This window comes from Flagellimonas taeanensis (assembly GCF_003584105.1).
GTDB lineage: Bacteria > Bacteroidota > Bacteroidia > Flavobacteriales > Flavobacteriaceae > Flagellimonas > Flagellimonas taeanensis.
The window spans coordinates 37,679-61,333 of sequence record NZ_QXFO01000016.1 but is presented as its reverse complement, the minus strand read 5'-3'; the positions used below and the strand labels follow the sequence as shown (position 1 = coordinate 61,333).

20 protein-coding genes are annotated in these 23,655 nt (G+C 46.7%); 4 read left to right on the top strand and 16 right to left on the bottom strand.

The genetic code is table 11. The features are described 5' to 3' along the window. The 6 genes from D2V93_RS07230 to D2V93_RS07205 form a co-directional block, all read right to left on the bottom strand. Positions 1–707, bottom strand: a 707-nt coding sequence (locus D2V93_RS07230) for a gluconate 2-dehydrogenase subunit 3 family protein (protein ID WP_119619066.1), incomplete at its 3' end; no start/stop codon positions are given. Between the two features lie 4 nt (positions 708–711). Then, positions 712–2,433: a GMC family oxidoreductase gene (locus tag D2V93_RS07225; protein WP_119618971.1), complete on the bottom strand. Its 1,722-nt coding sequence runs from the start codon at positions 2,431–2,433 to the stop codon at positions 712–714. A gap of 136 nt (positions 2,434–2,569) precedes the next feature. Beyond that, a complete protein-coding gene (locus D2V93_RS07220) occupies positions 2,570–4,147 on the bottom strand; it encodes a RagB/SusD family nutrient uptake outer membrane protein (RefSeq protein ID WP_119618966.1) in 1,578 nt (525 codons plus the stop codon). Positions 4,148–4,165: 18 nt separating this feature from the next. Then, entirely contained in the window at positions 4,166–7,540 is a 3,375-nt protein-coding gene (locus D2V93_RS07215; RefSeq protein ID WP_245978125.1) for a TonB-dependent receptor, read from the bottom strand. A 140-nt stretch (positions 7,541–7,680) separates the two neighbouring features. Then, positions 7,681–8,625, bottom strand: a complete 945-nt coding sequence (locus tag D2V93_RS07210; protein WP_119618964.1) for a FecR family protein — start codon at positions 8,623–8,625, stop codon at positions 7,681–7,683. 70 nt (positions 8,626–8,695) lie between these two features. Then, the gene (locus tag D2V93_RS07205; protein ID WP_083569781.1) at positions 8,696–9,304 is read right to left on the bottom strand and encodes an RNA polymerase sigma-70 factor; all 609 of its coding nucleotides are present in this window, start codon (positions 9,302–9,304) and stop codon (positions 8,696–8,698) included. Positions 9,305–9,503: 199 nt separating this feature from the next. Between D2V93_RS07205 and D2V93_RS07200 the strand changes: the two genes are divergently transcribed. Next, on the top strand, positions 9,504–10,511 hold the full coding sequence (locus tag D2V93_RS07200) for a glycoside hydrolase family 43 protein (RefSeq protein ID WP_119618963.1): 1,008 nt from the start codon (positions 9,504–9,506) through the stop codon (positions 10,509–10,511). Positions 10,512–10,531: 20 nt separating this feature from the next. Here D2V93_RS07200 and D2V93_RS07195 read toward each other — a convergent pair whose 3' ends face one another. The 9 genes from D2V93_RS07195 to D2V93_RS07155 all read right to left on the bottom strand — a co-directional run bounded on the left by D2V93_RS07195 (position 10,532) and on the right by D2V93_RS07155 (position 20,796). Beyond that, positions 10,532–11,656 carry a gliding motility-associated C-terminal domain-containing protein gene (locus D2V93_RS07195; RefSeq protein WP_245978123.1) on the bottom strand — a complete coding sequence of 375 codons (1,125 nt, stop codon included), beginning with the start codon at positions 11,654–11,656 and terminating at the stop codon, positions 10,532–10,534. Between the two features lie 3 nt (positions 11,657–11,659). Further along, entirely contained in the window at positions 11,660–12,604 is a 945-nt protein-coding gene (locus tag D2V93_RS07190; RefSeq protein ID WP_147377382.1) for a hypothetical protein, read from the bottom strand. Positions 12,605–12,711: 107 nt separating this feature from the next. After that, positions 12,712–13,413 (bottom strand): hypothetical protein, encoded by a 702-nt coding sequence (locus tag D2V93_RS07185; RefSeq protein WP_147377381.1) that lies wholly within the window; start codon positions 13,411–13,413, stop codon positions 12,712–12,714. Between the two features lie 47 nt (positions 13,414–13,460). Next, entirely contained in the window at positions 13,461–14,396 is a 936-nt protein-coding gene (locus D2V93_RS07180; protein WP_119618959.1) for a hypothetical protein, read from the bottom strand. A gap of 381 nt (positions 14,397–14,777) precedes the next feature. After that, positions 14,778–15,974, bottom strand: a complete 1,197-nt coding sequence (locus tag D2V93_RS07175) for a Gfo/Idh/MocA family protein (protein ID WP_119618958.1) — start codon at positions 15,972–15,974, stop codon at positions 14,778–14,780. A gap of 6 nt (positions 15,975–15,980) precedes the next feature. Beyond that, positions 15,981–17,309 carry a Gfo/Idh/MocA family oxidoreductase gene (locus D2V93_RS07170; RefSeq protein ID WP_119618957.1) on the bottom strand — a complete coding sequence of 443 codons (1,329 nt, stop codon included), beginning with the start codon at positions 17,307–17,309 and terminating at the stop codon, positions 15,981–15,983. 1 nt (position 17,310) lies between these two features. Beyond that, positions 17,311–18,693 (bottom strand): 3-keto-disaccharide hydrolase, encoded by a 1,383-nt coding sequence (locus tag D2V93_RS07165; RefSeq protein ID WP_245978122.1) that lies wholly within the window; start codon positions 18,691–18,693, stop codon positions 17,311–17,313. Between the two features lie 41 nt (positions 18,694–18,734). Continuing rightward, positions 18,735–19,949, bottom strand: coding sequence for a mannonate dehydratase (gene uxuA / locus D2V93_RS07160; RefSeq protein ID WP_119618969.1), 1,215 nt, complete (start codon positions 19,947–19,949; stop codon positions 18,735–18,737). 16 nt (positions 19,950–19,965) lie between these two features. Next, a complete protein-coding gene (locus D2V93_RS07155; protein WP_313791662.1) occupies positions 19,966–20,796 on the bottom strand; it encodes an SDR family oxidoreductase in 831 nt (276 codons plus the stop codon). 96 nt (positions 20,797–20,892) lie between these two features. On the opposite strand from D2V93_RS07155, the gene D2V93_RS07150 reads away from it, so the two are divergent. Beyond that, positions 20,893–21,576, top strand: coding sequence for an NUDIX hydrolase (locus D2V93_RS07150; protein WP_147377380.1), 684 nt, complete (start codon positions 20,893–20,895; stop codon positions 21,574–21,576). Positions 21,577–21,587: 11 nt separating this feature from the next. Here D2V93_RS07150 and D2V93_RS07145 read toward each other — a convergent pair whose 3' ends face one another. After that, a complete protein-coding gene (locus D2V93_RS07145) occupies positions 21,588–22,652 on the bottom strand; it encodes a cellulase family glycosylhydrolase (protein ID WP_119618955.1) in 1,065 nt (354 codons plus the stop codon). A gap of 285 nt (positions 22,653–22,937) precedes the next feature. On the opposite strand from D2V93_RS07145, the gene D2V93_RS07140 reads away from it, so the two are divergent. Then, complete coding sequence (locus D2V93_RS07140) at positions 22,938–23,447, top strand: DUF2975 domain-containing protein (protein ID WP_119618954.1); 510 nt, start codon at positions 22,938–22,940, stop codon at positions 23,445–23,447. A 3-nt stretch (positions 23,448–23,450) separates the two neighbouring features. Next, positions 23,451–23,654, top strand: coding sequence for a helix-turn-helix domain-containing protein (locus D2V93_RS07135; protein ID WP_072882958.1), 204 nt, complete (start codon positions 23,451–23,453; stop codon positions 23,652–23,654). The last annotated feature ends 1 nt before the right edge of the window (position 23,655 follow it).

The window sequence follows — 23,655 nt, the reverse complement described above, 5'->3', positions numbered from 1 at the left end:
GTAATCAAATTTCCGTTCTCGTCCCATTCGGCCACGATGTTGCGCTTGCTTTGGTCCACGCACTTGGCCAGCCACTCCGGGTCATAGGACACCCCGTGCTGTTCCAGTACATCGTCCGGCACCCCGTCCCACACATTGGGCATGTTCCCTTTGTAGCCCAGCTCCTCTATCCCGATCTTCGAGGTGTAGAACCCTGTCATGGTCAGGTTCCTTACCATGGAGAAGAAGTTCACTTCAAAGGGCCGCTCGTTGCCCGGCACCTCCGGGTCATAATACGCAATGGTGTCCAATATGGCCTTCTGCTGTTCTTTGGTGGCCGCCTTGAACTCAACCCCATGGTCCAGGTTGCTCCTGTGGTCAAGCCACATCAGGCCACCGCGAAGGTCCACCTGCATCGTTGGCATGTCCTTGGCCATGAACTCTATGAAAGATACCACATCTGCATCCGAGGCACTTTTATATTCCTCGCTGCCGGGCAATATCAGGTCACACAGCACCGTGAGGGTCTCCGCCTCATGGGGATTGAAAAACTGCTCTGCATGCAGTTCGGCCAGCTGTTCGTTCTCCTTCGGCGTCCGCCACTTCAGCATAGGGACCTCTTGTGCCCCTACTTCAGGAACTGTGGGCTCCGGCCTGCAGCCATGTATGGCCAATCCTCCGGCCACGGACCCCAATACTATCGATTTCAGACTCTTCCTTCTGTCCATTTCCTTACAGGTTTTGTTGTTTCAATTGCTCCACTATGTATTCCGAGGCCCTCCACGAGAGCGCCAATATGGTCCAGGTACAGTTCTTGTCCGCCTGCGAGGTGAACACCCCGGCGTCCACCACAAAGACATTGTCCACGTCGTGCAACTGTTGGTACCTGTTGGTCACCGAGGTCTTTGGGTCGTCCCCCATTCGGGTGGTGCCCACCTCGTGGATGATCCGACCGGGAGCGTGGAGTCCATAGTCCCGTTCCTTTCCTGCCTTGCCACCGATCACCTCACCGCCCATGTTGGTCAGGATCTCCTCGAAGGAGTCCTGCATGTGCTTGGCCTGCTTACGTTCGTTGTCCGACCATTTGTAGTGGAAGCGCAATACGGGAATCCCCCATTCGTCCACCACCGCAGGGTCGATCTCGCAGTAGTTGTCCTTCAGGGCGATGGATTCCCCCCTCCCGCTGAGGCCCACCACCGCCCCGTAGTATTTCTTGGCATCGCTCCTGAGGATGTCCCCATAGCCGCCCACTTTTGTCCCGAAGAACTTGTTGAACTCGTTCACGTTGAAACCGAAACCATAGCCGGGCATCCCCATGCCGCCCCATATCTCGATGTGGTAGCCCCGGGGAAAGTCCAACTTGGAGTTGTCGCCCCACCAGGGGGAATAGACGTGCATACCGCCCACCCCGTCCTCGTTGTAGGACACCTTGCGGTTCATCAGGTCGGGCACGAAGGCCATCAGGTCACCGCCCGTGGAGTCGTGCAGGTATTTGCCCACATGGTCGCTGCTGTTGCCCAGTCCGTTGGGGTGCTGTGGGCTCTTGGAGTTCAACAGGATGCGGGCCGTGCTACAGGCCGAGGCTCCGAGCACCACTACCCTGCCCTTGAGCTTGTATTCCTTGCGGTCCTCCTTGTTGATATAGGACACGCCCGTGGCACGCCCTTCGCTGTCCACGGTGACCTCCCTCACCATACAGTTCACGAACAGGTCCACCTGGCCACGGCTCTTCTGCGCTGGGAAGATCAGGCAGGTACCTGCCGAAAAGTCCGCATACACCTGACAGGCCCTTGAGCACTGTCCGCAATAGAAGCACACCCCGCGCTCGTTGTTGATACGCTTGGTGAGCATCGACATCCGTGAGGGGTACACCGGCACCCCGGACTTCTTCGCCCCCTTGATGTAGAACAGCTCGTGCAATCTTGGTTTTGGCGGGGGAAGGAAGAATCCGTCAGGGTCGTTGCGGAGCCCCTCGTTGGTGCCGAACACCCCGATCAGCTTGTCCACCTTGTCGTAATAGGGCTTTACATCGTCATAGCTGATGGGCCAGTCATCCCCATGCCCATCGATGCTCTTGTGCTTGAAGTCGTCCGGGCCGAAACGGAGCGATATCCGCCCCCAGTGGTTCGTGCGACCGCCGAGCATGTGTGAACGGAACCAATCGAACTTGGTGCCGTCCTTGTGCGTGTAGGGCTCCCCTTCTATCTCCCAGCCCCCATAGGCGGCATCGAAATCCCCGAAGGGCCGCACTGTGCCCGCTCCACGCCTGGGCGACTCGTACGGCCAGCGCAGCTGCGTCTTCTGCTCCGGGTCCGCAGGGTCGAAAAAAGGGCCTGCCTCGACCACGGCCACTTTAAGGCCCGCATCGGCAAGTACCTTGGTCGCCATACCGCCACCAGCTCCCGATCCGACCACTATCGCATCGTATACCGTACTGTTCTCCTTTATCTGCATTGTTCCTCTTTTTTTGATATATATGTTGATCAGTGCCACTGACCATTACCTGTATTAGGTTCTTGGTCAGTGGACTGTTCATTAACCGAATAGGGAGTGTTCCCTAGACTAATTCCTTGATTTATTTTTGATAAGATCAATACCCATTGTTGTCTGTTCCTAGACTTGGGTTTCTTTGTAGTTCTGGCCCGGGCAATGGCAAAAGCATATGCTTTTGTTCTATTGATTTCCCTCTTTCTGTAGTATGGCCCACAGCACTTACGAAAGATATAGATCCTGGTGCATCTGCCACAGGAAACTGACCTGTTCGGACAATGTCGAACCATGTCCTAAATTCGAACACCAATTCCCTGTGCCTTTCCTTCCATACTTCTTCCACAAAGGCTTCTGTTCCCAATCCAGACAGGCTGGCCTCTATATCGGCCAAATCGGTTTCCCAATAAGCCCTGGAACGTACCTGCGCCAAATAGTTGACAGCATCGGCACTTACCCCATTGGACCGTGCCATAGCTTCGGCAGCTATCAACAATACATCTGCATAGCCATAGACCGCAAAATCTTTTCCTGAATTTGCAGTTTCAAAAATGGCCGTGTCATCATGCCATACAAATGGAGCGGGGGCAAAAGTTTGGCCTGTAGGCTCAAAAACGGTATGAAAAAACTGTCTTTCCTGGGCCCTGAGGTCAAGGGTGGGATCATAAAGATCAAGAAATCCTTCAGAAGGCAAATAGCCACCATTGGTGATATCGTAAAGTACTTCCGAAGCGAGGGCCACGGGATATGAATATCGGGGATATACGGATGTTCCGATTTCCGGGTCGTATTCCTTGATATAGATATGCTCAACCGCAGATGCATCTGCTTTTCTGATCTTGTTGTATGCAGAATTTTCAAAGTCGATAACTCCTGGGGATGATTCATCATGTTGTACCAGGCCATAGGTGCCATAGGTGCCGTTGATGATTTCTTGGGCCAATGTGGCAGCGTCTCCATACCTGTCCGCATTCAATGGGTTTCCACTCATGGTGAGATACACATCGGCCAACAGGGTAGCCACTGCCCCGGCAGTAATGCGTTTACCATTATCAACCATGTTTGTAGTTGACAAACCGCCTTGTTCTAGAGCTTCCTTCAAATCGCTTTCGATAAGCTCATAGACATCTGCAACGGAACTTCTTTCCAAGTAAAGGTTTTCCAAGGATTCGTAGGGCTCTGTTGTGATAGGTACCGGACCAAACCACCTGACCAAATAGTAGTAGGAAAAGGCCCTGAAAAACTTAGCTTCTGCCAATAATTGATTTTTTGCAGCATCACTGAGCTCAGGGGTCTCCGGGATATACTTTATGGCATTGTTTGCCCTTGATATTCCCAAATAAAGCTCTCTCCATCTGTCCTGGAGATAGCCCCCTATATTGTCACCGTTCAGGGTCAACTCTTGGGTATTGCTCACATGCAGTTCCTGACCCGCATATTCATTGGTAAAATAGCCGGACATATAACCGCCCAACATGAGGGGCGTACCACTGTAGACGCCTCCATCCGTCATGTTCGGAGATCCCGTTCTATACAACGAGTTGACAGCACTGTACGCATGGTCCGGTTCAGAAAAAAATTGGTCGCTGTCGAGTTCGCTCAGCGGTTTCTCTTCCAAAAAGTCCGAACAGGAACCGAATAAAATTATTCCGATTAGAAATACTATATATTTAATTCTCATGATGTTTTCTTTTATGTATTAAAATTTGAGGCTGCAACCCAAGGTGAAAGTCCTAGGTTTGGGGTATTGGAAGAAAAAGATGTTCTGTCCCCATTGATTTCCTCCCCATGAGGTGGCTTCAGGATCATATCCTTGGAAGTCCTTGGAGTGGATCACAAAGGCATTTTCCAAACTGGCATACACCCTTAGGCGATCCATGCCCAACAAATCCAAAAACTGTTGGTTGAAATTATATCCCAAAGAGAAAAGATTTCCCCTGATATAGGATCCATCGACCACCCATCTGCTATCTACTTGGCTGTTCTGCCCGGCATAGGCCTGGTTCCTGATTTCCTGTACCATGGTGTTTTGGTTGCTCTCTGTCCATCCATCATAGAGAATGGTCGCCAATCCGTTGGCAATTCCCGAACGGTCTTCCGTAGAGTGATAGAATTGCTGCATGATTTCCACGCCAGCCACAAATTGGATGTCCGCAGTGAAGTCAAAGTTTTTATAACGGAAGGTGTTGATGAAACTACCTGTAACGTCTGGCAATCCTTTTCCAAGAATTTTCTTGTCCGCAGATCGTTTGGCCTCACCTGGAACCGCTCCTACCAATGCCGCTTCGGCAGCTTCATCGGTGCCCCAGGTTCCCAAGCGCTCGTAACCCCAAAAAGAGCTAAGGGATTCCCCTACCCTAAGTATGGTCTGGCTACCTGACACCCAAAATGGTCCTGGCTCGATATCTTCATCGTTCTCGCCCAAACTCTCGATCTTGTTCTTGTTGTAGTTCATATTAAAGGATGATTCCCAACCAAAATCTGCAGTTCGGATTATCTCGCCAGTAATCATCAATTCAATACCTTTATTGGAAACGGAACCGATATTGTCCCTAACGGAAGTGAATCCTGAAGTATAGGGTACAGGTCTATCCAACAATAGATCTTTGGTCAACTTGTCATAATAGTCAAACTCCAAGCTCAACCTATAATCAAATGCTGCAAGATCGATCCCAATATCAAATTGACTGGTCTTTTCCCATTCCAGACCTGGATTTGCCAAACGGTTCACTGAACTGGAACTGACTCTGGTGCCGTTCAAGAGAACCGTTCCAGAAGAAACCGTTGCCAATGAGCTATAGGGGGAAATTTCGGTATTACCCGTAATTCCATAACTACCACGCAATTTAAGACGGTTGATGGCCGAAACTCCTTCCATAAAACTTTCCTCACTGATGTTCCAACCTGCTCCAATGGAAGGGAAGAATCCATATTTATTGTCTTTTCCAAAGCGTGAAGAACCATCGATCCTTCCTGTAAGGGTCAACAAATATTTGTCCTTATAGGTGTAACCGGCACGTACAAAGTAGGAATTCAATGCCCATTTTTCTGTTGAAGACTCAGGAGCACTTGGGTTGCTGGCCGATCCTATGTTGTTATAGCGGAAAAAGTCATCGCTGAACCCTCTGGCAAAAATGTTGGAGGATTCGTAGTTGCGTTCCTGCCAGCTCAGACCCAACATGGTATTGATCCTGTGGGCACCAAACTCCTTATTATAGGTCAAATAATTTTCCTGCTGCCAGTAGGTACTCTTTTCATTGAATATCCTGGCATACCCATCGGGGGCAGAAATGTTCACCAAATCCCTTGGGGAATATTCTTTTTTGTTCCTGATATTCTTGTCAAAACCAAACTGCGTCCTGAAATCCAGCCCTGGCATGATGTTGAAACTTGCATAGAAGTTTCCGAATATCTGGTTCCTCTCCCAGAATCTCTCCTGTGTTTCCAGGACATGGACTGGGTTGGACATGGACTCCAAATTGTATGCGTCATCGATCATCTGGCTATTGCTCCATGTGCCATCGGGAAATTTCACCGGGAAGATCGGGGGCATTTCTATCATGGTCCTCCTTGGCGATTGACCTCCACCACCTTCTTCAAATTCAGTATCCTTTACATCATTTACCAAAAGGTTCACGCCCAGCTTTAACCAATCTTTCGGGGTAACATCATAGGCGATCTTGCCACTGATCCTATCCAGTTTGTTGTTCAACATGATTCCCTCGATGTGCGAATAGTTGAGGAATACCCCGACGGAAGATTTGTCATTGCCCTGTTGGATGGACAATTGGTGGTTATTGGAATATGCGGTACGGGTGGCCTCATCTTGCCAATCGGTATCATAAAGAGGATTTCCTTCTGCATCAAAAAGGTTGGGGTCGTTGGTCGTGAAAATTGGGGCTGGGTCGCCAGGTCGGTATTTTGGCGTATTTTCCATACCTGTCCTTACAACTTCCAACCACTCCTCAGCATTGAGCAGATCCATTTTTTTGCGAATGTGTCCCACACTTAAAAAACCATCATATCCAATGGCCACCTTGCTTTCCTTGGTCCCACGTTTGGTGGTTATCAACACAACGCCATTGGCACCTCTTGCTCCATAAATCGCAGCGGAGGATGCATCTTTCAATACTTCCATGCGCTCTATATCGTTGGGGTTGATGAACTGGATATCATCCATGACCACCCCATCCACAACATATAATGGGTCTGTGGAAGAGTTGATGGTACCTACCCCCCGAATCACGATCCTTGGCGATCCTGTTGGCGATCCCGAGTTCAAAAACACGTTCACACCGGCAATTTTGCCCCTCATTCCCTGAAGTGCATTGCTCACTGGGGCTTTCAATAGGGTTTCGCTGTCCACGGCACCGACCGCTCCGGTCAGGTCCGATTTCCTTTGTGTTCCATATCCTACGACAACCACTTCGTCCAATGCCGCAACATTTTCCCTGAGCACGATATTGATGGCCTCTTCATCACCCACTTCGATTTCTTGGGTGGTAAAGCCTATATAACTGAACATCAGCACATCACCAGAATCTGCCATGATACTATAATTGCCATCAAAGTCGGTGGTTGTTCCCTTGGAAGTGCCCTTGACCAATATAGACACCCCTGGGATGGGAGTTCCCGCATTATCAGTCACCTTACCACTCACGGTAAACTGTATGGAGGTCCTGATGAGTTCGTTGATCTTGTCGGGGCTCAGTGAAGTGGGCAACCTGTCCACGTGTTTATTGAGCAGGCTTTCTATTTTCCGTTTTACTTCCGGGTTGTTCTTGGGAAAAAGGATGATCTGGTCCCTGACAAAGCTGAAATCGATATCCGACCCAGAAAACAGTTCATGCAATACTTCATCAACTGTTTTGTTTTCAACCTTGAGTGATTTCTTCGTATATACATCCACAATGCTATTATTGTAGAAAAAACTGAAGTCGCTCTTGCGTTCTATTTCGTTCAATATCCTTTTTAACCTTACATTATTTACTTCCAACGAAATATTTTGGGCATTTGCTTTTGAAGCGAATAACTTAGCCAAAGTAAGCGCCACTAAGATTAAATAGATTTTCATTATCCTGACAATTGGAATCTTTGAAAAAAAATGTTCCTTTTTTTCCATAATTTTGATGAGTTTACGTTGTTTAATTACTATGTGATTAAATAATTTTTGCCGAAAGGGGAGTGTTGCAGCACTTCCCTTTCTTTTTTTGCTTAGTTCTCCATATACAATGTTATTTGGTTGTCTTTCATTTTATATAGTATCGGCGAGGAAACCTCGAATAGGTCCATGATCTGCTCAATGCTCAGGTTGTCAAATTCCCCGGTGTATTTATAATCCATTATTTTGGGGGATTCGACAGAAATCGCAATCCTGTACTTCCTTTTTAGATCCCCGATCACCTGCCGGATAGGGGTCTCGTCATAAATGAGCTTGCCTTGTCGCCAAGCGGTAAAATTTTCCGTCTGGACATTGTCCACAATAAGCTTGTCCTCATTTTTTACATAGGTAGCCCTTTGGGATGGGTTCAGCACCACTGTTTTTTGGTCCTTCTCCTCCACAACTTTCACCTTTCCCGAGACCAATGTGGTTTCCACGTTAAGGTCTTCCGGATATGACCTTACGTTAAAAACTGTTCCCAATACTTGGATTTTCATGCCATTGTCCGTTGATACCACGAATGGTTTATCTGGATTGTGCGCCACATCAAAAAATGCCTCACCTTTTAGACTGACTTCCCTGGATTCCCCAGAGAAGGTTTTGGGATATGAAAGTGTCGTGTTGGCATTCAGGGTTATTTTGGTGCCATCGGAAAGTTCCACCGTTCTGTATTCCCCAATAGAAGTGACGGTCTCCGTTGTAGCATATACCGGTGTTTCCACGCCATTTTTTGGTATCATCAGCACATACGCCAAAGAGAGCAAAAAGGCAATACCTGCTGCATATCCAGCATACTTGTACCATCTAGTTTGAATTGTTCCTGGCTTTTGCGTCCTATCATCCCCACTTTTTCTCAACAACTTGGCCACATGCTTGGCCTTTAGGATGTGGTAACGTTGTTGTTGCTTGGGGTTCTTGAGCAACCACTTGATCACTTCCTGCTTTTTTTCCGCAGGTAGACGGTCTTCCACCAATGCAATGATATCCTTCTTGTTCATCGTAGTTTAAGAACAGTATTTATAAACAGGACGTAAAAAAGAAAAGTACCCCCTAGTCGGGTTGTGGATTTTATAGAAAAATAGATGGCAAATAGTCCTTCAGGGCTACCCTGAATTGCGTTAAAGCCCTGGTAATGTGGTTCTCCACTGTTTTGGGAGAAATTTGGAGTTCTCTTGAAATCTCTTGGTGGCTGAGACCATCCATCCGGCTCTTCACAAAGACCCGTTTGCATTTTTCGGGAAGCTGTCCTATGGCCATATCCACCAAGGCTTCCAATTCTTCAGCCAAAATGGACGAGGCTGCATCATCGGCCAGAGCACCATGGTTCAACCAGAACTCTTGCTGCTCCATGGTCATTTCCTTTGAAAGTTGGTTCTTTCGGGTACGGAGGTAATCCAGACAAGCATTTCGTGTCATGCTATAGACGTAGCCCGTAAAATTGGAATGTATTTTCAGGGTTTTCTTTTTTTCCCACAGCTTCACCAAAACATCGTGCACAATTTCTTCGGCATCTTCCCGTGAAGGGATATAGCTATTCACTATCACGAAGAGCTTAGGCCGATAAAAACCATACATCACATTGAAATCATCCTCATCACCATAATCCGATGCGGTTTTCATTTTGAGGTTATGTGAATATTCTGGGGTCATTTTTGAAAAATGCAAAGAATTGCTCATTGCAATTTACAAATTTCGGATTAAGAACAAATTTTTTATCCACAATTCCTTTTTTGGGCTGTAAAATGTACTGGAAACCAACCTAAGAGATCTTCAGCCTTCGATGAAATAATTTCAGAAATGCATTTATTGTCATATTATTGGGGTGGCTTTGCTGCAATCTTTGTGGTTAGCCATCAATTCAACAAAGCAATATACCATGAAAACCAAGGTTCTTTTTTTAGTAGGCAACTTACTGCTGAGTGGCTGGGCGTTTGCACAAACATCCAACGAAAAGCAACACAACAACCCTATTTTTGAGGGATGGTATGCCGACCCTGAAGGAATCGTTTTCGGGGACACCTATTGGGTGTATCCCACTTTTTCCGATGACTATGACAAGCAGCTTCATTTTGATGCCTTTTCATCCAAGGACCTTGTCCATTGGCAGAAGCATGAACGGATCTTGGACACCACCAAGATCAAATGGTTGCGACAGGCCCTGTGGGCACCTTCCATTATTGAAAAGGACGAAAAATATTACCTGTTCTTTGGGGCAAATGACATCCAAAGACCGGGTAGGGACGGATACGACCCCAACAATGACATCAATCATTTTGGAGGTATTGGGGTAGCTGTCGCCAACAGCCCCAGTGGGCCTTTTGAAGATCTTTTGGGCAAGCCCCTTATTTCTGAATTCCACAACAATGCCCAGCCCATTGATCAATTTGTTTTTGAAGATCAGGGCACTTACTATTTTTTCTATGGGGGCTGGAGCCATTGCAATCTTGGGCAACTCAATGCGGATTTTACTGGTTTCCTACCTTGGGAGGATGGCAACTTGTTCAAGGAAATCACGCCCGAGGGCTACGTGGAAGGCCCGTTCATGTTCAAGCGCAACGGAATCTATTATTTCATGTGGTCCGAAGGTGGATGGACCAATGGAAGTTACAAAGTGGCCTATGCCATGGCAGACAAACCCACAGGCCCCTATAAGCGTATTGGAACTATTCTGGAATCCAAGGAAGGCGACATTGCCACGGGTGCCGGGCACCACTCCGTGATCAACAGGCCAGGTACGGATGAATGGATCATTGTCTATCACAGAAGGCCCATCCCAAACCTAGATCGTGATCACCGGGTCACTTGTATGGACAAAATGGAGTTCAATGCGGATGGCACCATCAAACCGATAAAAATGACTTTCGAGGGTGTGGGCAGCCACTAAAAAATGTTCAGTTCCTGGAATCAGTTGTTCGCCAAGTATAAATATCCTTGATATTCCAAATTGAGGTCATGCAATTGGACCAGATAGAAATAGACGCCTGATGGCAGACCACTACCACGGTTGATCACCATGTCACCTTCCGTAGCATACCCATTGAATTCATTGGTGTAGTTTTCTTTGTCAAAGACCAACAAACCATTGCGGTCATAGATGCGCAAATGGTTATGGGGTGATTGTTCCAACTCATCGATTTTGAGAAAGTCGTTGATACCATCGCCGTTGGGGGTCAACAAATAATTGGGAAGGTCCATCATCTGCTTAGGAACGTTTGCTGACCCAAAAGTAAGTGCCTCATAATCATTGGGCACAAAAGAATTGGAAACGGCCATGCCTTGGGATAGATCTCCAACAGCGTTTCCTCCCAAGCTTTCCCATTGATGATTGGATTTGCTCCAACCCACTACGACAATTACATCAATATTGTTCGTCAATAGGGAAATGATACTTCGTTCGTTCCAAGATATTTGGATCGAAGATGGAACTGACCCTTCCAAACGCCAAAACTCCCTGTTGCCGATGCGTTGCAGAGTAGTTTCTTTGGCATTGGTATCCCAATTAGGGTTTTTATAAAAATATGCACAACTTGAAGTGCTATTGCTATTTTCCGAATCCAAAATCAAGGGGCGCAACTGCTCCTCATCCCCTACCGGAAAAATGAAGTTTTGTTGATTTTTTATGACAACGTATCCATCTACTTTACCCATGTTGCCAGCACCGGTATAAAAGGCATCCTGCTCAAAAATAAGGGCTGTTGAAGCGTTCGTCCTTGGGGTCCTAATATCCCCCTGAATGAAATTGATATTGTTTTCCACTCCCATTGCAATAGCCAATTGAACTCCACTGTTGGCCATTACCTCGATATCATGGAAGACTGGGGAAAAAGCCCCTGCAACCGTTATATCGTTATCCCCATAGAAACCTACAAGGCCTTGGTTGTTGTCCAGAACCCCATCATTCACCAAGCTTGCATAAAGTCCCAATCCTCCGGCATCATGTATCCTTAAAGCTCCTATACTCCGCAACCCATCCTGAGCCATTGCAGCATACACAGTCAAAAGAAAAAATAAAAGAGTTGCTCGCTCCATAGGTCAACGCAGTTTGTTGATAACGAAACTCGACGTGCCACTACTGTACAAACGAACAGTACCCGAATTGGCCTCCCTATAGGAAATGATCGTGATCACATCATTGGCACCCAGTTCCAAGATATCGTTCAAATGGACACTGGAGAAGTTGTTGAAATTATCAAAACTGATATGTCCTGTTGCTCCGAAGGACCCAATTGGGGTGCCGTTTATGGCCAAGCGCACATTGACATTCGTATCGAACTCAGTAGTGGTCAAGAGACTGTCATCAACCCCCTCCAAAGTTATATTGACCCGAATATCATACCTCCCGGCTTCCTTTACAATCAGTGTGTTTCCACTGACCTCATACAGATTCGTACCATCATCCACATAATCATTGGAGCCAAAAATAGGTACCACGGTATTGGTCACGTTCAAGTTTTCAGTAGTATTGGTATTGGTCCACCTGCCCCCAAAATTGACCTTGGACGTATGGAGCACCCCATTGGAATCGGCTTTCAATAATTGGTCCATGGTCGCTGCTTCATCCATGGACCGTATTCGGGCATAACCGTTCACATCCAAAGATTGGGTAGGGGATGAAGTTCCCAACCCCAGTCTCTCATTGATTGCATCCCAAAAAAGTGCATTGTTATCCTGCGTTGGGACACCATCGGGGCCTGCAAAAAAGATAGATCCCGAAATACCCGTAAACGTTAGCTCTGCCCATTCACTTCCGTTCCATACTTTCACCCTTTGATGGTCTGCATCGGAGGTATCGATCCAAATATCGTTTTGTACAGGGGCCAATGGAGCAGTTGTGCCCGTGCTCACGGAGGTGTTCTTTACCAATACTTTCGTTCCCTTGTTGTCGATGACCCTAACCTCTTGGGTATAGACAATCATCGGCACTGCCCAAATGAGCATTAAAACGATGATATGTCCAAAGTTCCAATGTTTGATCATAATCGAAGGTATGCGCCGGGAACGATCCATGGTCTTAACGAATGGATACAATAGCAATGCGTCCCAACATAATGCTATATCGAAAAACAGTGCTCTGACCCTTTTTCCTATCTAACGAATTGGACCTCAATGATATCTCCTGCATAAACTGCCCAATCATTGGGAGCTGTCCCACCGGGCACCAAAGTCACTGTGGATGCCGCCACGGTATAATCCACACTGGCCACCAATTTGGCACCGTTCCTGTAGACCCAAACTTGACTGAAGGAAGGTAGGGTTGGGCTCCCGGTCAAGGCATAGGCTGTTTGTCCTGCCGTGGCAGTAAAGCTTTCATGGCCGCTTTGGATCAAACTCAAATCGGAGGTCAATAATTTTTTTACGGCCCCTGTAGCCTCGTCCCTTACCAAAATGGTATATCCCGTTCCCGTTCCATGATCAGATTCGGTAGTTGCATCCGTGGAAGGGACTTCCGTACTGATCAATTCAATGCCGTCAAGGCCAAATACATTGCCATCCACATCAATAAAGGTGTCATCGGTCAATGTTCCGCCCAATTGCCAAGTGGTCGTGGTGACATCATTGGTGGTATTGGACAATAGTGTTATACCATTCTGGGTCTGTAGGTATTTAATGGTCCCGCGGTTGTCGACGACACGCACCGCTCCACCAGTGGTCGTGGTCCCAGGATCAATGTCGGCCGCTTTAGCGACATCGCCCGAGGTCTGTTGTGCACTGGCCACGCCGAGAGAGAGCATTCCAATGGCAAAAATGGCCTTCTTTAGAAGTGTTGATTGTCTAGTTGTTTTCATAGTTGTAGATTTAAAAATGTGCTTTTTGTTGTTTCAATTGAGCTTTATCAAAAAACTTGTACGATACGGATCTCATCGTCCTGAAAGCAGGTGGCATTGGGATCCAATTCGATGGTATTGCCATTGACCACAGAAAAACCAATCTTGATGCCATTTCGGTACACATCTATTTTTTCAGCATCTGTAATGGTCATTGGTGTTATAAACTGGCTTTGTCCGTTGCTGGCCACAATCACCGATTCTTGCCGCTGGACCAATGATGACCTGGAGGTTTTCCCCAGAACTCCTGTGGTGCCATTCACGGTTACCAACATATCCGAAGGATCATTGTCCTCCGATAACCCCGTTATGGCCAGTGTATTGGTATTGTCCGTCTCTATAAGGGTTGGTTTGGTGAGCGTACCACCAAGTTCAATGTTGTTACTTGTGGTTTCAGTAAGACCATTTGTGGCCACAATCCCATTTCCTTGTATGATCCATTGGGCTCCATCATAGGTAAATAGATCGCCAGTGGTCCTATCCACATAAATATCGCCTGCATTGGCATTGGTCACCGTCATTGGAGATGGAGAACCATTTCCACTTTTCGGGTTGGAACCTATGGGCACAAAAACCGCTCCGTCCCATACACTAACCACATCACTGCCTGAATCTATCCATATATCCCCTATCTGGCTTCCAGAGGGAGCCAAGGCAGATGTAGTCACGGAAATCCCCGCACCACAAAGGTTTTTCCATGTCAAACCATCAAATACGAATACACAGTTGGCATCAGTGTTATAGACCATTGCACCGTTTAATGGGGATATGGTGTTCATTTGGGACAGGTTGACCCGGGTCAACACCAAAGTTTTGGAAGTACTTTCCAGTTCCAAGAGCGATGAGCCATCTATAGTTTGTAGGTTGTCACCAATCTTGACCTGTGCCCTGCACAAATGCAGCCCCATACCGATCAGGCCTATGAAAATGATATAAAATTTCATCCTCCAAAAACGTAAGTAACTGAAATACTGACATTAAAGTAGAATTATTATTGAGCCAAAAGAGATATTTGTTGTGAAAACCACAAAAAATGTAGTCAAAAACTTACAAATAAATATATACTCTTGAAATTCAATGAATTTTGCTATGTACTTGGATTGGTCAATCGATCAAAAGAAAATAAGAAATGAGTGTAACACAATGAATTTCAGAAAGATCCAAAATAATATCTTGATAAATGAACAGATGAGGGAAAAAATTTCCTCCATTCTAAGTGTACTGAATGACACTAGAATGTGAAGAATGGATAAATCAATAGGTAAATAAAATGATACCTTAAGATGCTACTTTAAAATCACACTTTTGTCAAGAATCACTTGGGATCAACCCAAGATTTCTTTCAAAAACCTTTGGTCTGCCTCTACAATGGTATTGTTGTACATGGCATCTAGGCCCATCTGTACGCAAAGGGCGGCCATGGCACCCGTCTTGGCATTCGGTATGGGAAGGGTATTGTTTACTATGTTGTCCCTAAAATCAATCAATGCTTGCTTGCTTGGGTCTTCATGGTCAAACTGAACGGGAATACCCTTTCCTTCGTCCCAATTCAAGGTGGCCCCAGAGACACCGTCGACCTCGCCCACTTCCTTTTGGTAGCTGCCCTCGGGATAGAACCAAGCCTTGACATAGTCCAACACAAATGCTCCCTTGTCTCCCAGCACCTTTATCTTGTAATCGCCCATGGCATTACTGGTAAGGCAGGTAAACGTGGCCCTTACACCTTGGGGATAACTATAGATAAGATGGATATTGTCATACGTTTCCCTACCGTCCTTCCAATAGTTTATGCCCCCAATTCCCATCACCCTTTCGGGCATGGAGCCTAACACCCAATTGACAAAGTCCAACTGGTGCGAACAGAGTTCGGCCAGAAGGCCACCGGAAAACTCTTTGTACATACGCCAATTGATCATGCGCTCCCATTTGGGGTCCGGAACGGGTCTTCTCCAATTACCATTTCGGTTCCATTGGCATTCAAAAGCGGTTATTTTGCCTATTTTCCCCTTTTTTATTTCGTCTACGATATGGGTGTACAATCTGGAACTATGGTATTGGTGACCGGCCTGGAATATATTGTCCGAGGTGTCTGCAGCATGGACCAAGTCCTTTATGCCTTCATATCCTTTTGCCATGGTCTTTTCGCCATACACATGCTTGTCGGCTTTTAAAGCATCGACCACAATTTGGGAATGTGTACTGAACGGAGTGGCCACCAAAACGGCATCCACATCCTTGTTGTCCAACAATTTTCGATAATCCGAATAGCCCTTTGCCTTTCCGTCCACCTTTGAAAGGCCTGAACTCAATCTGAAAGGTATGATATCGCTACAAGCTACTACCCGCATGTTCGGGATTTGGTTGATGAAGGGAATCATTCCTCCGCCACGGTCTCCGGTGCCGATTACCCCTACATTGATGGTTTGGTTGGCACTCGGGGTCCCATATCCCAAAACAGTCGGGGCATACAGGGCAGCCGAGCTGGCCAAACTCCCTTTTACAATAAAATCACGTCGTTTCATGTTTGTTTAAAGTGTGGGTTCCCATCCATTTTCATACTCCCTTTTCCAGCTTTCCATAGCCTTATCACTGTTCATCACCTTGCCCGTTTGGGTATCGATCTTGAGTGTATGTCCGGCATCTTGTGCCATATTTCCCAAATGACAGAGCATAGTGGAAACACTGGCTTCATTGATATCGGAATTCAAGGATATATCTTTTCGAATGGCGTTGAAGAAATTGGACACGTGGTCAATGTCCAATCCTCCAATACCCTGCGTGTTCAAAGTGGCACTGATGGAATCCTCTTCTTCATTTTTGATAAGATTTCCGGCCAAATCATATAGTTTGTAAAAATTACGGTCCAATTCGATAACTCCCTTACTACCATAAATAGTAGCTCCCCTACCCGGTCTTTCGGGTTTCATGATTCCCCGACTATGGGATGTCCATGTGATGAACTTGTCACCAGGAAACGTATAGGTGACCTGTTGGTTGTCCACAAATTCCCAGTCATCGTCATAGGTATATTTCCCTCCAAACGAAGTGACTGTTTCGGGCAAGTTGACACCCAATGCCCAGCGACAGATATCAATCTCGTGGGTACCATTGTTATGGATCTCACCGGTACCCCAATTTCTGAACCAATGCCAGTTATAGGGGTGGATGTTGTCCCTGTAGTTTTCACGGGGTGCAGGGCCTTGCCAAAGTTCCCAATCCAAGGTCTGTGGCACAGCTATCGCTTTTCCCTTACCGATGGATTCCCGGTTGTTCGAATAATAGGCCTCTCCTTTGAAGACCTCGCCGATCACTCCTTTGCGGATATCCTCGACGGCCATCATGGACGTCTTGGCAGACCGCTGCTGGTTGCCCATCTGTACTTTCTTGCCATATTTTTTCTGGGCAGCTACGAGAAGGTCATTTTCGTGGGGATTATGGCTACACGGTTTTTCCACATAGACATGTTTTCCTGCTTGAAGGGCCATGATGGCCATGGGCGCATGCCAATGCTCCGGGGTCGCAATGAAGACAGCATCCACATCCTTGTCCTCCAAAATCTTGCGAAAGTCCTTTTCCACTTTGGGCAGATAGCCTATGCGTTCTTGGCACCAGGCATTGTGCTCTTCAATAATGGTGTCGTCCACATCGCAGTTGTACAAAATCTTCGCATTGGGATCTTGGTGGATGGCCAGTACGTGGGCCTTCGCCCTACTCCTAACACCGATTACGGCACAGTTGATATGGTCATTCGCACCTAAAATTCGGGCGTTGGCCCATGAAGGAAAAGCCAACCCGCCCAAGGTGACGGCTGCGGTTCCCGTTGTTGTCTTTTTGATGAAATCGCGTCTTGTTCCCATATTACTGCTCCTTGTTAATGGATTTTACCTTAATGTTCTTGAAACTTACCTTGTCCCCATGGTCTTGCAATAAAATTGGGCCTTGGGGGGCTTCGCCAAAATTGGGCCACACCACATACTTACTTTCGGAGACCAATTTTTTGAAATCATCGCTTCCCCGCTCATATTCCAAGACCTTCATGCCATTGAGCCAATGCTCCACATGGTTGTCCTTGGAAATGATATGGGCCGTGTTCCATTCCCCGATAGGATTGGCTGGTTTGTTGGGGTCCGCCTTGATCAAATCATACAACGAGGCCAAAGTACGGCTACCTTCATGGTTGCCGAGTTTAGCGTCTGGATGTCTTTCGTCATCCAAGATCTGATATTCCAGACCAATGGATGATCCTGGGCCTTTGTTCAAATCGGTGTTCACATAATATTTGATACCGCTATTGGCCCCTTCGGTCAGTTTAAAATCGACCTTGAGTTCAAAATCGGCATAAAGATCTGTGGTGACAATGTCCCCTCCGGCAGCCGATTCTTCTCCCCCCGAGGACAGAACGGTCAACACGCCATCTTCCATTATCCAGCCTTTATCTGGAAAGCTGTCCAAACGGGCACCTCTCCAACCATTGGTAGTCTTGCCATCCCAAAGCAGTTTCCAACCATTCTTTGCCTCGTCAATGGTGAGTTGGTTCCGGGTCACTACAGGGGCCAATGGCGTCTCCTTGGTGTACTTGGAAAGACTGTCGGTCAAGATTTTGATGTTTCGCCAAGCAATCTCGGTACCTTCTTTCTGATCTTTGCCGATGCTGTGCACCTGAAGGGCGATAAATCCGTTCGATGTCTTATCATCGATCAAATGGGCGGCAGGCACCCCATTGATCCATGTTTTAAGGGTGTCCCCGATTGCTTCGATACGGTAATGGTTCCAATCATTTTGCTTGAAAGCTTTCTGTGCTTCTGGATTATCGTCCAAGGTGACCAACCAACCCCTCCGACCTTCATCATAAATACCTGCACTCCAAGCCCGATCCGATGGATCAATCTCAATTTGATAGCCATGAACACGGCCATTTTGGTAGTAGGGAAAGCTGTTGCTCCTGATCTGGATTCCAGAGTTCATGGTGGAATCTACCTTATAATCCAGTTCCAAAATGAAGTCATCGTACATTTTGTCCGTGGTCAAAAAGGAATTGGGAGTATCATGGACCGTAGATCCCACGATTGCTCCATCTTTTACCTCATACTTGGCGTTGCCTCCTTTTTGGGTCCAACCTTCCAATGCTGAACCATCGAAAAGGCCTATCCAAGGGGTATCATCCTTTGGGGATTCTTCACAGGCCCATGCCAAAAAGAGGGTCAGTGCCAAATACATTACTTTGTTTTTTCTATGTGCCATTCTTAAAAAAATTTATTTTTTCATATCACTCCAGTTCCTTGCTAAGAAGGCCCTGATTGCATGGACCGTTCAACGCCCAGCATGAGTCCCCTTAGTTCGGCCAATCCTCTGAGTCGTCCTATGGCCGAATATCCAGGATTGGTCTTCTTGCTAAGATCATCGAGCATTTGATGCCCATGATCGGGCCTCATGGGTATCTGATGATCTTTTCGGCCCGCTTGCCTTCGTCGATTTTGCTCCTTCAAGGCCCTCTGTACAATATCGAACATGTCCACATCCCCTTCCAAATGGTTGGCTTCATGAAAATTGCCATTGCCGTCCCGCAGTGTGCTTCGCAAGTGCAGAAAATGAATCCTTTCCGCAAATTGGTCAAACATTTCTCCCAAGTCGTTATCGGCCCTGACCCCCAACGAACCTGTACAGAAAGTGAACCCATTGTGCAGTGATGGCACTGCCGAGAATATATGGTCATAATCGGAAGCGGTGCTTATGATCCTGGGCAGGCCCAAGATAGAAAAGGGCGGGTCATCGGGGTGGATGCACATGCGCACCCCATGTCCCTCGGCCACAGGGATTACTTCCTTGAGAAAATGGACCAGATTGCTCCGCATGGCATCTGCATCAATGCCAGCGTATGTGTCCAAAATGGATTGGAACCTTTTAAGCCCATCTCCCTGAGCATCTAGATAACCTTCCGAAGATCCCGGCAATCCAGCTATGATGTTCTTGGTCAACTCTTGGATGGCCGCTTTGGACATTCCGTCAAAATACTGCCTTGCTGCCCTCACTTGTTCCTGTGTGTAGCTTTCTTGTGCAGGGGGGCGTTTCAAAATGAACAGGTCAAATGCAGCCAAGGCATTGAACTCAAAGGCCAAGGCCTTGGAGCCGTCTGCCACTTCATAGGCCAAATCGGTGCGGGTCCAGTCCAGAACGGGCATGAAATTGTAGCACACCACTTCTATTCCGCATTGGGCCAGATGGGCCAGACTCTTTTTGTAATTTTCTATGTGAGCTTCAAAATGCCCCGACCGGGTCTTGATCTGTTCGTGCACCGGAAGGGATTCCACGACCGACCATCTTAGACCTTCGGCTTCGATAAGGGCCTTTCGTTCCACGATCTTTTCCACGGGCCATATCTCGCCATTGGGAATTTCATGCAGGGCAGTGACTATTCCAATCGCTCCGGCCATTTTAATGTCTTTCAATGAAACAGGGTCTGCAGGTCCGTACCATCGCCAAGTCTGCTCCATACCCATATTGCTTTTACGATCCCTATACACCGCTAAATGCATTAAATCCACCATCAATTGGAATAATGGTACCCGTTACAAAACTGGCGGCATCACTGATGAGCCAATGAACGGCACCATGCAATTCATCCGCCTTTCCAAATCGTTTCATGGGAGTATTGGCAATGATGGTCTTGCCCCTTTCGGTGTAGCTACCGTCCTCGTTAAGCAAAAGATTCCTATTCTGGTTGCTGATAAAAAATCCTGGCGCAATGGCATTGACCCTCAATCCCTCTCCAAATTTCAAGGCCAGTTCAGTGGCCATCCATTTGGTGAAATTATCAATGGCAGCTTTGGACACGGAATAACCCACCACACGCGTAAGTGCCCTAGTGGCCGCCATGGAGGATATATTCAGGATACACCCATGGCCCTGGTCGGCCATTAGCTTTCCAAAAACCAGGGAAGGGACCACGGAACCATCCAAGTTCAGTTCGGAAACCTTTCTAAAGTCGTCCATCTTCAAATCGAATATGGTCTGCCCCTCACCTATCACCGCACCGGGCATGTTGCCCCCAGCCGCATTGATCAGTACGTCCAGTTTCCCCCAAGTCTTGACAATACTCCCCATCACCTGTTCCAAGAAATCCTTATCGAGGACGTTCCCTGCAAAACCCATGACATCTGGGTACTTCTTTTTAAGCTGCTCCACTTTGCTTTCTACCTTGGCCTCAGTCTGTCCCAAGAGAACGACTTTTGCGCCTTCGTCAAGCAAGTACTCGGCCATACTTCCTCCCAGAACACCCGTCCCCCCTGTAATCAGGACCACTCTTCCCGAAATGTTGAACAACTCATTTCCCATCTTTTCTCCCAAGCCAAAATTTTTGATGCGTTCTTTATTCAAAAGTTATTTCTGTGTACCTTTGACACATTTGCTAAATTATATGTTTTGCTTCACGAAAAAAAACAAATGACCAATAAAAGTGGCCACACGCCTAAAATTCCTCAAAATTTTCAAGTAAACATTGATTCGTTTGCGTGTCCCATAACCACGGATATCGCTGTTTTTGGGTATGTTGACAATCGCTTGAAACTGCTTTTGACCAAAAGGGCAGTCGGTGAGTTTACCGACCATTGGTTGTTGCCCGGAGGGGCTATGGAAGCAGATGAAACTCTCCAAGATTGTGCCAGTAAAATCCTGTTTGCCCTTACCGGAGTGAAGGACATCCATTTTGAACAGGTGAAAGTATATTCGGCGCTGGACAGGCATCCCATCAAAAGGGTCATCACGGTCTCGTTCTATGCCTTGGTGAAGCCAGAGGACCATCCCTTTTCCCTAAAGGGAAACGTGGAGCAGATTGCTTGGTTCGATATAGATGATATTCCCAAGAATTTGGGATTCGACCATGCCCAGATCATCCACGATGCACATCTTTTTTTAAAGGGCAACCTCAAAGATAGGCTTGTTGTGGGCGAACTGCTGCCCAAGACCTTCACCCTGACCGAGCTGCAAAACCTTTATGAAGATATTCTAGGCCTTCAACTGGACAAACGGAACTTCAGGAAGCGTATCTTCCAAATGGACATCCTTAAAAGTACTGGTAAAGTAAAGGCTGGAGTGAAAGGAGGCCCCATGCTCTACGAATTGGAATAGTATTTTACTCCCTATTTTATCCCATTCAATTTCTTGATGAGGTCCACTTCATCCTGCCGATAGGGCGTTCCGTCCTTCCTAAAAATGTCATGGAACCACTCCACAGGCTCTTCACCACTATCGATGGGAGTGTCCCATTGGTAGATGGTATTGGTCTTTCCCTTTACCAACCCCCAATTGATGGCCCCGATGTTTTCCTTTTTCAGCATGGGCATGGTGTTGGAGAAACGACTGTTCCGTGTACGTGCCATATATTCGGTACAGATCATGGGTCTTCCATGGGTCCTTAAGAGTTCTATGATCAGTTTGTGATCTTCAGGAGGACCGTAGTGATGGTAGGTGATGATGTCGGAGTTGAGCGCCTGGAAAGCATTCAGGTCCACCAACCCCCATGACCATATCCCGGCCGAGAGGGGCTGTGAGGGGTTTACTTCCCTTGCCCACTTAAATATGGCCTGCAACAAAGGCATGGATTCGTTAATTTTCCCTGAGTTGCCGGGTTCGTTATATAAATCCCATAGCAATATCCTATCATCGTTTTTGAAGGTCTCCAATACATCCTTGACATAGGTTTCCAGAAAAGGGAAATTGGCAGGTTCTTTGGAGGCAGGATCTCCCGGGTCTTGCATCCACCCGGAATTGTGGGTCCCAGTCTTGGGCTCTGGCTGTTTTCCCACTTTGGGTTCCTTGCCCCAAACGTCGTCAAAGAACACGAACATGGTTTTGATGCCCCGCTTTTGTGAAATATCGAGATATGTGTCCATCCGTTCCTTGAACCCTTTGGGGTCTTGCTTATAGGCCAGACTGTGGAGGTATACCCGCATTACGTTCATGCCAATGTCTTCGGCATAGCCCAACTCCCTATCTATGGTCACGGGATCAAAGGTGTCCGCTTGCCACATTTCCAACTGGTTGATGGCATTGCTGGGGATAAAATCGGCCCCATTGAGCCATTGGTATTGGGCATACCATTTTTCGGCCTTTTCAATGGACCATTTTTCGTTTTGAGTAGATTGTGCCCATACGAGGGCGGACAGCATCAAAAAGGCAATTGCAGTTATCTTCTTTGCTCCCATTTCTTTTTTTGGCTATTAAGGTTTGATGATTTTCGTGATCAAGCTCTAAAAATCGTTTGAATATACAAAAATCCTTGGCTTATGTTCCCGCAAGGCCATTTTGATCCTCAAACCGATAATTGAACTGAGTTTTTTTGGTTGACTAAATCAATTCCCATCAAGCATCCTCATTTGGAGCTACCACCAAAGGTATCGAGTGAAAGACAATTTCAATGAAATAATATTTTTTTATCGTAAAACGATATATTATTATATATTTGCAACAACAAACAAGTGTTTTATAAAATGAAAAAAACAGCATTGGTTTCCAAAGTCCTATATATGATCACAAGGGTCTTGGCCTGGTTGTACTTGATTACAGGCTTATATGGTGCTTTTAGTTGGATCAGTAAAACCAACATACAGATACAAGACCACCAAACAACAATCAATTTCCCGTTCACGGACAGTCCATTTTTGATCTTGGACAGTAACACTACCTATTTGGTATTTGCATTTTTGCTGCCCGTTTTCTCCTATGCCCTATTTTTTTGGCTGCTCTCTAAAGTGTTCAAGGTGTTCTTTCAAAACAAGTTGTTTACCTTGGAGAATATTGGCCAACTAAAACGATTTTACTTGGCCAACCTGTTTTTGCCTGCCCTGTTGATTACCTTCTCGTCTTTTTTCATCGAAATTGAAAATGAAATGTATTTGATCTCGGTACTGCACCTATTCCTTGGGATTTTCATTTTTATCATATCAGAGATCTTCAACCAAGGACTTACCTTGCAAAACGAACAGGACCTATATATCTAAAGTATGCCAATTATTATCAATATCGATGTGATGCTCGCCAAGCGAAAGATGAAAAGCATGGACTTGGCCGAGGCCATTGGCATTACACCTGCAAATTTGTCCGTGCTCAAAAACGGAAAGGCCAAGGGCGTGAGGTTCGAAACCCTCGAAGCGATATGCAAAGCCCTAGATTGTAAACCAGGAGACATCATAGACTATGTAGAATAGC